The organism is Pantoea sp. DY-5 (genome assembly GCF_019795955.1).
Taxonomy (GTDB): Bacteria; Pseudomonadota; Gammaproteobacteria; order Enterobacterales; family Enterobacteriaceae; genus Pantoea; species Pantoea leporis.
Genome location: NZ_JAIMIE010000005.1, coordinates 425259 through 438452 on the forward strand (window position 1 = coordinate 425259; position 13194 = coordinate 438452).

General features: G+C 55.3%; 14 protein-coding genes. 6 read left to right on the forward strand and 8 right to left on the reverse strand.

From position 1 onward, the window contains the following. The first annotated feature begins 161 nt into the window (after positions 1 to 161). The gene (locus K5Y30_RS18075) at positions 162 to 2102 is read left to right on the forward strand and encodes a methyl-accepting chemotaxis protein (RefSeq protein ID WP_222212599.1); all 1941 of its coding nucleotides are present in this window, start codon (positions 162 to 164) and stop codon (positions 2100 to 2102) included. A gap of 11 nt (positions 2103 to 2113) precedes the next feature. Here K5Y30_RS18075 and K5Y30_RS18080 read toward each other — a convergent pair whose 3' ends face one another. Both K5Y30_RS18080 and K5Y30_RS18085 read right to left on the reverse strand, forming a co-directional pair. After that, positions 2114 to 3331, reverse strand: coding sequence for an MFS transporter (locus tag K5Y30_RS18080; protein WP_101761412.1), 1218 nt, complete (start codon positions 3329 to 3331; stop codon positions 2114 to 2116). 88 nt (positions 3332 to 3419) lie between these two features. Beyond that, entirely contained in the window at positions 3420 to 4409 is a 990-nt protein-coding gene (locus tag K5Y30_RS18085; protein WP_255606700.1) for a GlxA family transcriptional regulator, read from the reverse strand. Positions 4410 to 4517: 108 nt separating this feature from the next. Between K5Y30_RS18085 and K5Y30_RS18090 the strand changes: the two genes are divergently transcribed. Continuing rightward, entirely contained in the window at positions 4518 to 5354 is an 837-nt protein-coding gene (locus tag K5Y30_RS18090) for an alpha/beta fold hydrolase (RefSeq protein ID WP_222212601.1), read from the forward strand. 41 nt (positions 5355 to 5395) lie between these two features. Here the strand turns inward: K5Y30_RS18090 and K5Y30_RS18095 are convergent, their stop codons facing one another. After that, positions 5396 to 6358: a GlxA family transcriptional regulator gene (locus tag K5Y30_RS18095; RefSeq protein ID WP_222212603.1), complete on the reverse strand. Its 963-nt coding sequence runs from the start codon at positions 6356 to 6358 to the stop codon at positions 5396 to 5398. Between the two features lie 113 nt (positions 6359 to 6471). On the opposite strand from K5Y30_RS18095, the gene K5Y30_RS18100 reads away from it, so the two are divergent. Beyond that, positions 6472 to 7113, forward strand: coding sequence for an HD domain-containing protein (locus K5Y30_RS18100; protein ID WP_222212606.1), 642 nt, complete (start codon positions 6472 to 6474; stop codon positions 7111 to 7113). On the opposite strand, the gene K5Y30_RS18105 is transcribed toward K5Y30_RS18100, so the two are convergent. Continuing rightward, a complete protein-coding gene (locus K5Y30_RS18105; protein WP_222212608.1) occupies positions 7085 to 8308 on the reverse strand; it encodes an MFS transporter in 1224 nt (407 codons plus the stop codon). The genes K5Y30_RS18100 and K5Y30_RS18105 overlap by 29 nt on opposite strands. 137 nt (positions 8309 to 8445) lie before the next feature. Here K5Y30_RS18105 and K5Y30_RS18110 point away from each other — a divergent pair, with 137 nt between their 5' ends. After that, positions 8446 to 9069 (forward strand): TetR/AcrR family transcriptional regulator, encoded by a 624-nt coding sequence (locus tag K5Y30_RS18110; protein WP_137386958.1) that lies wholly within the window; start codon positions 8446 to 8448, stop codon positions 9067 to 9069. Positions 9070 to 9074: 5 nt separating this feature from the next. On the opposite strand, the gene K5Y30_RS18115 is transcribed toward K5Y30_RS18110, so the two are convergent. Beyond that, positions 9075 to 10190 carry a metallophosphoesterase gene (locus K5Y30_RS18115; protein ID WP_222212610.1) on the reverse strand — a complete coding sequence of 372 codons (1116 nt, stop codon included), beginning with the start codon at positions 10188 to 10190 and terminating at the stop codon, positions 9075 to 9077. Positions 10191 to 10280: 90 nt separating this feature from the next. Next, entirely contained in the window at positions 10281 to 10637 is a 357-nt protein-coding gene (locus K5Y30_RS18120) for a MerR family transcriptional regulator (protein ID WP_110866970.1), read from the reverse strand. An 86-nt stretch (positions 10638 to 10723) separates the two neighbouring features. Here K5Y30_RS18120 and K5Y30_RS18125 point away from each other — a divergent pair, with 86 nt between their 5' ends. After that, a complete protein-coding gene (locus K5Y30_RS18125; protein WP_222212612.1) occupies positions 10724 to 11608 on the forward strand; it encodes an alpha/beta fold hydrolase in 885 nt (294 codons plus the stop codon). 57 nt (positions 11609 to 11665) lie between these two features. Next, complete coding sequence (locus K5Y30_RS18130; protein WP_222212614.1) at positions 11666 to 12019, forward strand: MmcQ/YjbR family DNA-binding protein; 354 nt, start codon at positions 11666 to 11668, stop codon at positions 12017 to 12019. On the opposite strand, the gene cybB is transcribed toward K5Y30_RS18130, so the two are convergent. Together cybB and K5Y30_RS18140 are read right to left on the reverse strand one after the other, a co-directional pair. After that, complete coding sequence (gene cybB, locus K5Y30_RS18135) at positions 12003 to 12557, reverse strand: cytochrome b561 (protein ID WP_222183163.1); 555 nt, start codon at positions 12555 to 12557, stop codon at positions 12003 to 12005. The two genes, K5Y30_RS18130 and cybB, sit on opposite strands and share 17 nt — an antisense overlap. A 91-nt stretch (positions 12558 to 12648) precedes the next feature. Further along, the gene (locus tag K5Y30_RS18140) at positions 12649 to 13143 is read right to left on the reverse strand and encodes a MarR family winged helix-turn-helix transcriptional regulator (RefSeq protein ID WP_222212615.1); all 495 of its coding nucleotides are present in this window, start codon (positions 13141 to 13143) and stop codon (positions 12649 to 12651) included. Between the last annotated feature and the right edge of the window lie 51 nt (positions 13144 to 13194).

Genomic DNA, 13194 nt, shown 5'->3' on the forward strand with positions numbered 1-13194 from the left:
AGCCTATCTAACAAGCATTACGCCATTCATGACGACTCCAACGGAGTTTGGTACTTCGCCATCAAGTTCCACCGCCGCGCGCCGATAGAGTGTTCAAAGGGATGTAAGCGCACAGGGAGTGGTTCTGAATACCTAAAAGTGTCAACTCCAGGAGCGCCATAATGGCCAAACACGCATCACTTAAGAAAACAATGAGCACCCGCACGCAGATGCTGCTGACGGGCGCCTTAACCATCACACTCGGCTTTGCCGTAACCATCGGCGTGCTGAGCTGGCAATCCAGTAACGAACAAAAGTCACTGGCCGAAAGCTATCTGCAGCAGATTGCACAAAGCCAGGCGCTGCAAATTCAGCATGAACTTAGCTACGCGCGCGATGTGGCGCATAATCTCGGCCACAGCTTGATCGCATTGCCAGCGGCGGGCATTCAGGACCGTAAAGTTGCTGATAAGCTGATGGAATCGGCGCTGCGCGATAATCCCGATTACCTGTCGATCTCAGTGATCTTCGAAGAGAATGCCTTCGACGGACGTGACGCGGAGTTCACCACCCAAGCCAATGCGGCACCGAAAGGTCGCTACGCCTTCTTCGTCGATCGCGATCAAACCGGCAATTTTAACCTGCATCCGCTGACCTCGATCTTCACGCCAGGTCAGGGCGATTACTATCTGCTGCCGCAGAAAAGTCAGAAAGATATGCTGATTGAGCCATACAGCTACGCCTACAACGGCGTGCCGACGCTGCTGACTTCGGTAGCGGCGCCGATTGTGAGTCAGGGCAAACTGTGGGGCGTGGTGACGTCCGATATTTCGCTGGCGTCGCTGCAGGAGAAGGTCAACAAAATCAAACCGTGGGATGGCAGCGGCTATGCGATGTTGCTCTCCAGCGCGGGTAATGTGGTTTCCTATCCGGATAAAAGCCAGACCAGCAAGCCGTGGAAAGGTGATACCCATAACTTCAGCAGCAGCGTGATGGAACATCATGATGCGTTGCTGGGTGAAGATGCGCTGGTAACCTGGCAGCCGGTGGTGATTGGTAACAGCGATCAGAAATGGTATCTCGGCGTGGTTGCGCCGGTCAGCCAGGTGATGGCGGCGGCGCATCGTCAACTGATTAACGCAGTGATCCTGATGATCATCAGCATTCTGGTGGTATGTACGCTGCTTGGCATGCTGTTCAGCCGCAAAGTGTTGAAGCCGATTGGTGGCGAACCGCTGGAAGCCGCGACCATCGCGCTGGCCGTCGCCGATGGCAAACTCGATAACGTCATCACGTTGAAAGGGAGCGATAACAGCAGCTTGTTCTATGCGCTGCATACCATGCAAAACCAGCTGCGCGATATCGTGGGACAGATTCAGGATGCCAGTTCGTCGGTGCGTCAGGGCGCGGGTGAAATCGCCAGCGGCAACCTCAATCTCGCCTCGCGTACCGAGCAGCAAGCTGCCGCGCTAGAGCAAACCGCCGCCAGCATGGAGCAGATTACTGCCACGGTGAAACACAACGCCACCAACGCGCATCAGGCGACAACGCTCACCGACAACGCCACGCACATTGCCAGTCGTGGTGAAACGCTGGTGGGCGAAGTGGTGCAAACCATGGCGCAAATTGACGACAGCGCGAAGAAAATTGGCGACATCACCGCCATCATCAATAGCATCGCCTTCCAGACCAATATTCTGGCGCTGAACGCCGCAGTAGAAGCGGCGCGTGCCGGAGAACAAGGACGCGGCTTTGCCGTGGTGGCGTCGGAAGTCCGTAATCTGGCCCAGCGCAGCGCCAATGCGGTGAAAGATATCGGCGCGCTGATTGAAGAATCCACGCAGCGCGTCGGCAGCGGCGTGCAGCTGGTGCAGGATGCGGGCAAGACCATGCAGGAGATGACGCAGGCGGTGAATTCGGTGCGCACCATTATCGGTGAAATCGTGATTGCTTCCGATGAGCAGGCGCGCGGCATCAGCCAGGTGACCATCGCGGTGAACGAGATGGACAGCACCACGCAGCAGAACGCCGCGCTGGTGCAGGAGATGTCTGCCGCCGCCAGTTCGCTGGAAGATCAGGCCTCGCAGCTGGCGAACACCGTTGGGCGTTTCCAGCTGAGTTAATCGAGCCTCAGCTAAGAACGCGCTGAGCGTGGCACGCCGTTTTTCTCTGAATAACGGCTGCCTATCCACCAGGTGATCAGCGCCGCCAGGGCGATCGCGCCCAGCACGGCAAACGCACTGCGATAGGAATAGGCTGCGGCAATGTTTCCCGCCAACGCGGGACTCATTGCCGCGCCGACGCCCTGCATGAGCATGATAAAACCCTGACCCGCATTGGTATGTCCGCTGCCCTCAAGCACCTTCACGATATAACCCGGCACCGCCACGCCCAGCAGACCCGCCGCTACGCCATCCAGAATCTGTACCGGAATCATGAAATAAGCCCCGTCAAAAGCGGAGGCAATCAACGCACGTAATGGCAGCACCAGCAGCGCCGCCGTGATCAGCACGGGATAGCCAAAACGCGGTGCGTGACGTGCAGCATACAGCGCCATGGGAATCATCACACATTGCGAAATAACCACCGTGGCGGCAGCATAAAGTCCGGGGCTGATGGCTGCATTGTGCGCTGCCGCCACCCGCAGGCTCAGCATAGGTAACAGCGCGGCATTGCCAAGATGGAAGAGTAACAGCGTGACTCCCGTGATAATGACGGCAGGATTACGGGCAATCTGATAAAGACGTGGGACGTTGCTGGCCGATTCGCTGCCAGAAAGCCCGCGCGCGGCAAGGTTATCGATGTCGTTATGGCGAATAGCCAGCACGGCTGCACCTGCGCACAGCGCCATCGTTGTCATGAGTACAAACACCGCACCCGTTCCCCACAACCACACTGAAGCACCCGCAATAATGGCGGCTGTCATATTTCCGCCGTGGTTGAAGGCTTCATTTCTCCCCATTTGATGGCTGAATCCTTGCGGACCGGCCAGGCCAAGGGTAATACCCGTCAACATCGGCGCGATGAGCGCGGCGGAAAGGCCAGTCACAATCTGCGATAAAACCACGATCCATCCCTGATGGAAATACCACAGCAGCAAGGTGGATAGGGTGATCAGGAGTGAACCGATGAGCAGCAACGATCGTTTATGGCGAGTAGCGTCTGTGGCTAAACCCGCCGGCAGGGTGGCAACCAGCCCTGCAAGGCCACCGGCGGTCATCACCCAGCCAATATCTCCTGCATTCCAGTGGCGTTCTGTCAGAAATATGCCGAGAAAAGGCCCAAGACCATCTCGTACGTCAGCCATAAAAAAGTTAACCAGACACAGAGCCTGAAGCGAACGCAGTGGCATAGTAATCCTTAGCAAGTAATCGGAACGGGACGAACGTAATCATGGCAGGAAAACGGCAATTTTCCTGCTGTGATGGACGCTAATTATGTTACCGGGTACCAAACCGCTGCCGATACTGGCCGGGCGTGACGCCGGTCAGCTTGCGGAAAATTTTGCGGAAAGCGGAAGGGTCGCTGTAGCCGATCTCCCAGGCGATCTGATCGACCGAACGATTACTCAGCTCCAGCGCGTCGCGCGCTTTCATAATGCGTACCTGCTGCAAATAATCCGTTGGCCGCAGGCCGGTCGCTTTCTGGAAATGGCGCAGAAAAGTACGTGGCGTCATGCTTGCCAGCGCCGACATGCTCTCAATGCTGTGCTGCTCAGCAACATGGGCATGAAGATGATGCTGCGCGCGCAGAATTTGGCTATCACCGTGATCGAAATTGGGGATAAATGCCGAATAGGTGCTTTGCTCGCGTCGCGGCGGGTCGATCAGTAAAAAGCGTGAGGTCGCCAGCATGGTGCCGGTGCCGAGCACTTTTTCGATCAGCGTTAAACCCAAATCCGTCCACGCCAAAATCCCACCGGCGGTAATAATGTCGCCATCGTCAATCACCATATTTTCCACCGCGACGTCTACCGCAGGAAAACGCTCTGACAGCGTCTGCGCAAAGGCCCAGTGCGTGGTGGCGCGACGGTGATCGATCAGTCCGGTTTCGGCCAGCACAAAGGCACCGGCGCACACCGAACAGAGCGTTACGCCTTCATCATAAAGCCCGCTCATCCAGTTGGCAGGCACCTTCATGGGCACCATTTTCGCTGGCACCACCAGACTTGGCGGCGCAATCACGTGGCTCAATCGATGTGGCGTATCGGGATGGCTATCCCAGACGCAAACCATGTGATCGCTGTGCGCATCGATCTGCCAATGTGAGACACGAATCGTCCGCTTGCGCTCCTCACCCGATATATTTTCCGCCCATTCCGCGGCAATCCTGAACATATCGGTTAAGCCATAAATCGCCGCGAGCTGGCAATCGGGATAAAGTACCAGGCCAATCTCCGCCACAACGCTGTTTTCTGCAGTTTTCATCATTTGTCAGTTACGGACCCTAATGTGTCATATTTGACAATATTAGCCGCTGCCGCTTTCCGTGACAATAAGCCCATCGAACGCAGACAATCACTTACAGAGGACTTACTCATGAGCAACGGCATCATCACCACTCAAGACGGTACCAAAATCTTTTACAAAGACTGGGGCCCAAAAAACGCGCAACCGGTAGTGTTTCACCACGGCTGGCCTTTAAGCGCCGATGACTGGGACAACCAAATGTTGTTCTTCCTGGCACAGGGTTATCGCGTTATCGCCCACGACCGTCGCGGCCACGGGCGTTCTGACCAAACCGCTAGCGGCAACGATATGACCACATACGCCGCCGACGTGGCAGAACTGGCCAAAGCGCTGGATCTGCGCAACGCCATCCATATCGGTCACTCAACCGGTGGCGGTGAAGTGGCGCGTTATGTGGCGCATGCCGAGAAAGGCCGCGTAGCGAAAGCGGTGTTGATGGGCGCCGTGCCGCCAATCATGTTGCAAACCGCCGCCAATCCTGAAGGCTTGCCGAAAGAGGTGTTTGACGGTTTCCGCTCAGCGCTGGCCGCTAACCGCGCGCAGTTCTTTATCGATGTGCCAGCGGGGCCGTTCTACGGCTTTAACCGTCCGGGTGCGAAAGTGAGCCAGGGTTTGATCGATAACTGGTGGCGTCAGGGCATGGCGGGCGGCGCTAAGGCGCAGTACGACTGTATCACTGCCTTCTCGGAAACCGATTTTACCGAAGATTTAAAAGCGATCACCGTGCCGGTTTTGGTGCTGCACGGGGAAGACGATCAGGTGGTGCCGATTGATGATTCGGCGCATAAGGCGATTAAGCTGCTGAAACAGGGCACGCTGAAAACCTACCCAGGCTTGTCGCACGGTATGTTCGCGACGCATCCTGAGCAGATTAATCCTGATTTGCTGGCGTTTGCGAAATTGTAGGATGTGCGTTGACGTGCACCTGGTCGCCATAAATGGCGACCCTACGAGAAACGCTGCATTTTGCGATATGCGGCGGGTGTGATGCCGGTGACGCGGCTGAATACTCGCCGCATCACGTCAGCGCCGGAAAATCCGCACTGTAATGCCAGCGTTTTTGCGGGCAGCGATTTTTGCTCCAGCAGCTGTTTCGCTTTCGCTACGCGCTCGCGTTCCAGCCATTGTCCCGGCGTCATCCCCAACTCATTGCGGAACAATCGCGTCAAATGCCTTTCACTGATCGCCATATGTTCGGCCATCATCGCCACGGTTTTAACTTCCGCCAGATGCGAAATCACCCAACGCTGTAACTCCTGCAACGCCGAGCGGCCGCGCAACGATGCGCTGTTGCTGCGCATAAAATGCGCCTGATTGACCGGACGCCGGAAAAACATCACAAGATGCGCGGCGATCTCAATCGCAACTTCTCGCCCAAGATCCTCTTCCACCAGACGCAGCGCCAGATCCAGCCCAGACGTAACGCCCGCGGCGGTACGCACTCGCCCATCTGCAACGCACAACGCATCGGCATCTACGGTGATCTCGGGAAAACGTGAAGCCAGTAAAGCGGCGCTTTCCCAGTGCGTGGTGACGCGCTTTCCGGCCAGCAATCCGGTCCGCGCCAGCAGCAATGCGCCGCTGCACACCGAACCGAAACGCTGGCTGCGCTGGCATAAACCGCTCAGCGCATGCAGCAGGTTGTTATCGGCAGCAAAATTTTCTATGCCCGGCGCACCCGCAATCAGAAAGGTATGCGGCGCATAGTTCAGTGTTTCAGCCAGCTGCAAATCTGCGCTCAGCCGCACGCCGGATGATGCGTGAATTTCTCCGCCCTCAATCGCGATAATGCGTGGCGTGTAAATCTGCCGCTGCAGCAGACGGTTGGCTTCGGCAAACACATCCAGCGGGCCGCAAACGTCGAGTAACTGCACGCCCGGCACCGCCAAAATCGCTATTTCATGACGCATTCAATTCCTCATGTCGCAAAACATCACAATGTCTTTAATCGTCTGCATTGGGCACTTTAAGACTTTTAGCCTGCGCTCTATGGTAGAAAAAGACAACCAACAGGAGAGAAAAAATGAGCGTAAATATTACCGGCATCCGCATCCCGGATAGCAAAATGGCCCGCGAAGCGACAGAGTTTGTGCGCGATACCGAATCAGAGTTGCTGTTTAACCACTCCAGCCGCGTCTATTACTGGGGCGCGCTAGCGGGGCAGCAGCGTGGAGTTAACGTCGATCGCGAGCTGCTGTATATCGGCTGCATGTTCCATGACATCGGCCTGACGCACGAACACTGCAGCTGCGATAAGCGTTTTGAGGTAGATAGCGCCAATGCCGCGCGGGCATTTTTGCAGGGCTACGGCATCGCCAGCAGCGATATCGATAAGGTGTGGACCGCGATTGCGCTGCACACAACGCCGGGAATCCCGGAGTTTATGGCACCAGAAATAGCGCTGGTTACCGCTGGCGTGGAGATGGACGTGCTGGGCATCGGTTATGAGAAGTTTGCGGAAGAGGAGATTGGCGCCGTGACGGCGAACTATCCGCGCCCGGCGGCATTCAAGGAGGCGATCATTCAGGCCTTTTATGATGGCATCCGGCTTAAACCGGACACCACCTTTGGCAATGTAAAAGCCGATGTGATTAAGGATAAAGAGCCGGATTTTTCACCGCTCAATTTCTGTCGCGTTATCCGTCAGTCTCGCTGGCCGGGCTGAGTGACGTTTTCGCCCGGCAGTTCTCAGCCGGGAAACCCTGCTTAGCACGCAGCGCAATTCCCAACGCGACCAACAGCAATAGCAGAATCGCCCACGGAAAAGATTGGGAGCCGACATGTTCCAGCAACATTCCGCCGGTCAAACCGCCGAGGGCGATAGCGCTGTTCCAGGTGACGACATTCATGGAGAGCGCGACATCGGCATATTCGCCGGCGGCATCTGCCAGAGCCGTTTGCAGCAGCGTCGCGGCACCACCGAAGGTGAGTCCCCAAACGGCTATGCCCGCATAGATCACGGCGGGTGTTGGCGTACTCAGACCAAAAATCACCGACACCGCAGCAAAGATGGAGAGTGACAGCAGCACCGCTTTGCGCAGATGCGTATCAATGATCTTGCCGGTAATGAATATTCCACCCAATGCCGCGATGCCAAAGATCAGCAGCACCACATCCACGCGATGCGCCAGACCGGCTGAAGTAATAAACGGCGCGATGTAGGTATAGAGAATGTTATGCGCAAGCATCCAGGTCAGCACCACAGCAAGCACGGCACATACGCCGGGGAGGCGTAACACTGCGCCGAGCGGCATTTTTTGCGTGGCCGATTGGCCGGGATAGTTCGGCACGGCCAGCAGAATCCAGCCAATCAGAATAATCGAGAGTCCCGACATGGCGGCAAAAGTCAGACGCCATCCCAGCAACGATCCCATCCATGTGCCTGCCGGGACGCCGATTGAAAGGGCGATTGGCGTGCCGACCATGGCGAGCGCCAATGCGCGTCCCTGCAGCGATGGAACCACCATTCTTCGCGCATAGCCCGCAATCAGACTCCACGCCAAACCGGCTGACGCACCAGCAAAAAATCGCGCTATTAAGATGATGACAACGTCAGAAGAGACGGCGGTAAGAGTGTTAAATAGCAGAAATCCACACACGGTGCTCAGCAGCACAACCCGGCGCGACCAGCTTCGGGTCAGCAATGTGAGCGGAATCGCGGCCAGTAGCGAACCGGCTGCATAGGCGGTAACCCATTGACCGGCCAGCGAGGGGGAAATATTAAGCCCCTGACTGATTTGTGGCAGCAATCCCGCGGGTATGGTTTCAGTCAGGATGCAGATAAAACCTGCCATTGCGAGCGCCAAAAGCGCCAGGATTGGCAGCCGTTGGGCTTCTTCGTGCTTAAACGTTGAATTCATTATTTAGCCTGCTCTTGATTTGCAACAGCGCCGCGAAGCGCCATGGATATATGTATCGATCGGTATTTATATTGCGGAGGTGAGCTGTGCGTTGTCAATGAATTCTGTATCGATTAGTATAAATGGCGGAGGATGTGATGATGAGAACAGGCAGACCAAGACAATTTGATAGGGATGAAGCGGTGATCAAAGCGATGCACCTTTTCTGGGAAAACGGCTATGAATCAACCTCGCTGGCGCAGCTCAAAGCCTCAATAGGCAAAGGCATCACCGCGCCAAGCTTCTACGCCGCGTTTGGATCGAAAGAGGCACTCTTTGCTGAAGCCGTGAACTGTTATTTGCAAACCCATGCTCAGGTCACGGAAGCTTTGTGGGATACCCGCGTGCCCGCTCGGCAGGCGCTGGAAACCGCGCTGCTCAACTCCGCCAGAATGCAGTACGATCCTGCGCATCCGCGTGGATGCATGGTTGCGCTAAGCGTGATGTCTTCCTGTTCTGAGGAAAATCGCCACGTGCTTAAACCGCTTGAAGCATCGCGCATGCGCACCCGTGAAGGGATAAAGCATTGCGTTGAAAGAGGGATCGGCAGCGGTGAGTTGCGGGATGAGGAGGAGACGCTTTCGCTGGCGGTCAGCTTCAACAGTTTTATGCTGGGGATCTCAACGCTAGCGCGCGATGACGTTCCTCTCCACGAAGTTGAGCGCGGAATCGCACAGATGATGAGATTGTGGGATGCCTCGCGGGCAATCCCACAATCTTAAGTGCGTTACGGTTTGCGCTGCAGCGTAATGCGGGTCAACTCTGAGGGGCGGCCCAAACGCACCGCCATGCCAGGCCACAGCGCGGTGCCGTTGTTGACGTAGAGTTGCATGCCGTCGACCTGATACAAACCCGACACGAAACCCGCGTTGGGTTTGGCAAACAGGCGATCGAAGCCAACAATCAGGCCGCCGTGCGTGTGGCCAGACAGCTGTAGATCGATGTTTTTCAATGCGTTTTGCCGGGCGTTGCGCGGCTGGTGGTCGAGCAAGATCACCGGAGCGTTTTCCGGCGCACCGGCCAGCGCCAGTTCCAAATTGGGGCCAACTGCGCCACGTCGTGCTGCTGACGTATCCGGCATGCCGGCGATCACCAGCTCGGCGTTATCGCGCTTAATCACCGTATGGCGATTGAGTAACGGCTCCAGACCTAGCAACGCCAGATGTGCGGTCCAGCGCTCCTGCTCAAAGAAATATTCGTGATTGCCGGTGATGGCGAAAACGCCATCGCGCGCGTGTAATCCGCGCAGCGGTTCGACGTCCGCACGACGGTTCTGCAGCGTGCCGTCAATCACATCGCCGGTGACCAGAATCAAGTCAACGTCCAGCGTCATGGCTTTTTGCACTAGCGCGCGCGTCCATTTCTCATTAAAAAGTTTGGTGATGTGCATGTCCGTTAACTGCAACAGTTGATAGCCTTCGAATTCGCGCGGAAGGTTGTCGATTTCGATTGTCACATCTTTGATGGGCGGAACGCGGATGGCCTGATAAACGCCAACCGTGGCCAGAATCAAGGCAAACGCCGCCGCCACATAACGCACCGCGGGCACGATTTCGAACGGATGGCGGAACAACAGCGAAACCAGCGCCACTGCATCAATCAAAAATTGCGTCAGCGCGAGGAATAAAACGGCGCTGAAACCCCAGTTGAACAGGATGACGATGGCGCGCGGCATTTCCGGCGAGAACATGCTGCCAGAGGTAAAACGGCTCACCAGCAGATATTGCGAAGCCAGCAACACCAGCAAAGACAGGATGATTTTTAACAGCAAGGGCATGGCTAACGGGAACAAAAATCGGGCGATCACATACCAGCTCGGTATGCTGAAAATCAGATGGAACATCACTCACTTCCCTGGTCTAAGAGCGCTGATTTAGCGCAAAAATTTATCCGCAAAGAACATTACTGACCGCGCTGTTGATATAAAACCGCATCATCGGGTGATGCCTTCAGCCAGCGTGGCCATCAGCAATGCCCGGCGAGATTCGAGTTCACTAATTTGGCGTTCAATATCCGCCAGTCGCTTATATTGCACAGCCTGAGTTTCCGGGCAGAATGCTGCCCCTTCGATCATGCGCATACAATCCGGAAAAGAGCAGATTTCGGCGATGCTGAAACCGGTATTGATCAGCCGTTGAATCTGGCGCACCTGGGTTATCGCCTGTGGCGGGAAAAAACGGTATCCATTGCAGGCACGTGTTGAAGTTAGCAGATGATGGCGATCGTAATGACGAATGGCGCGCACGCTCACGCCTGTCTCTCTTGCCAGCTCTCCAATTGATAACTGCATAAGTGACTCCCCATAAAGCGGCTTGACTCTGACATCAGTGTCAGGGTTCAGGATAGCCGGGAATCATTCATTTAAGGAGACTTTTTATGCTGTTACTTATTAAACGCACACTGTTTGTCGTCGTTCTCATGCTCTTTTCTGCCACGCTGTTTGCCGCTGAGAAGCAGTACACCATTACCGCGCCAGATGGCGTAAGGCTTGCAGTACAGGAATCAGGTAATCCTAATGGTTTACCTATTGTGTTTATTCACGGTTTGCTTGGCAGCCACTTAAACTGGGAAAAACAGATCAGTGATGCGCAGTTACAGCAACGCTATCGGCTGATTACTTTCGATATGCGTGGGCACGGTTTATCCGACAAGCCTGAACAAGAATCAGCTTACCGCGATGGAAAACGCTGGGCCGACGATCTCCGCGCAGTGATTAATCAAAGCCATGCAAATAAGCCGCTATTGGTCGGATGGTCATTAGGCGGAGCGGTGATCACCAACTATCTGGCGGCCTACGGTGACGGTAATATCAGTGGCGCTATCTACGTCGACGGTGTGGTAGAACTTAATCCCACTTTGATTCCGGCGCATGAAGTGTATGGTGCAATGACGGCAAGTGATTTGAAAACGCATCTGGATGGCGAGCGGGCCTTTCTACACCTTTGCTTCTATCAGCAACCTGACCGCACAACCTTTGAACGTCTGCTGGCTAACGCCGCGCTGGCTGCATGGCCCATGCAACGAGCGGTGCCAACCATGACCATTGCCTTGGAAAAAGGAGTAAAAAATTCGCGTGTGCCGCTGCTGTTTATCTACGGTGAGCATGATGCATTGGTGAATCCTGCTGCATCTCTCGCCAGAGTAAAGCGTATCAATCCGCGTATTCAGACACAGATGTTTGCCAATTCTGGCCATGCGCCATTTATCGAAGAATCTGCACGTTTTAATCGAACACTGGCAACTTTTGCTTCAGCTTTATAAAGTCTGAGGGGCCGCCATCTTCGGCGGCCTTTATCCCGCATTCACCACGGAGGATGCATGCAACGCCAGCAGCTGTTCGACTACATCAATCAGCACTATCAGGTAGAACCCGATTATCCGTGGAAAAAGCACAGTGAATATGCGGTGCTGCGTCATCCGCGGCACCGCAAATGGTTTGCGCTGGTGTTCCCGCTGGAGAGTCACAAACTCGGTTTGCCGGATGGGCCGGTAATTGACGTGATGAACATCAAAGCGCGGCCTGAACTGATTGGATCGCTGCGCCAGTTGGCCGGCGTTTATCCGGCTTACCACATGAACAAAGAGCATTGGCTGAGCATCACGCTTGAGAACGGTTTGCCGGAAAGCGAGATTCTGGCGCTGCTCGACGATAGCTTTAGTCTGACGTTTTAGCGCGCGAGCGGCGCGACGGCATCATGCGCACTAACGTATTGTCTTTGAACAGATAATGGTGCGCCAGCGCGGCAACGGCGTGGATACCGATCAGCCAGTAACCATAAGGCGCTAGGGTCTCATGCCAGCCCGCAATCGTATCGGCGAAATCCGGATCCGGATCGCCACTCACCGGCATCGGAATGCCGAAAATCCACCAAGTGCGGCCCATATAGAAGCGCGACAAAATCCCCAGCGTCGGCAAGACGATGAAAAACACGTAGATCGCCAGATGCATCAGATGCGCCAGGCCGGTTTGCCAATGCGGCGGTTTTGGCACAATTGCCGGGCTGCGATGGCGAAAACGCAGCATGATGCGTGACAGCATAATCACCAGCACACAACTTCCTGCGCTGAAGTGACCAATAATCATCGCAAAGCCTTGCCACGAACCGCGCGTCGCCAAGCCACGAAATTCCATGGTGCAATACGCAGTGACGACCAACAGGAAGGTCAACCAATGAAGAAAAATCTGCGATGGGGCGTATTTATTGCTCATCTCTAATCCGTAAAAAGGCCTGGCGGGACGGTTACTTTAATAGAAAATGCGCTGAATTAATTCATTATTTGACACATCAGCAACAGCGTTTTTACCTTTCCGCTTCCGTTGCCACCAACAGTTGACTCAGCAAGGTTTTCAGCTGCGTTTGCTGCGACGCATCCAGCGTTTCCAGCAGGCTATTTTGCGTTTGAGTATGCACCAGCAGCGCTTGCTCGATCTTAGCTAATCCTTCTTCAGTCAGCGCCACCAGCATGCTGCGCTTATCCTCGGGATCGGCAACGCGCACAATCGAACCCACTTCTTCCAGCCGATTGAGCCGATTGGTCATCGCGCCCGATGTTATCAGCAATGATTTATACAGCTGGGTCGGCGATAAGCGATAGGGCGCGCCCGCGCGCCGCAGCGTCGCTAGCACATCAAACTCGCCATCGCGAAATCCAAACGGCGCCAGCGCTTCAGCACGGGTTTTCGCCAAATGTTTCATGATGCGCAGCATGCGGCCAAAAACCGCCATCGACGATGCATCCAGCTCCGGCATCGCGCTGGCCCATTGTTCCACCACAAAATCGACATGATCGGTCAACGGCTAACTCCTCAGTTTATCTTGAGAAGGTGCGCATGAATGCGCACCCTA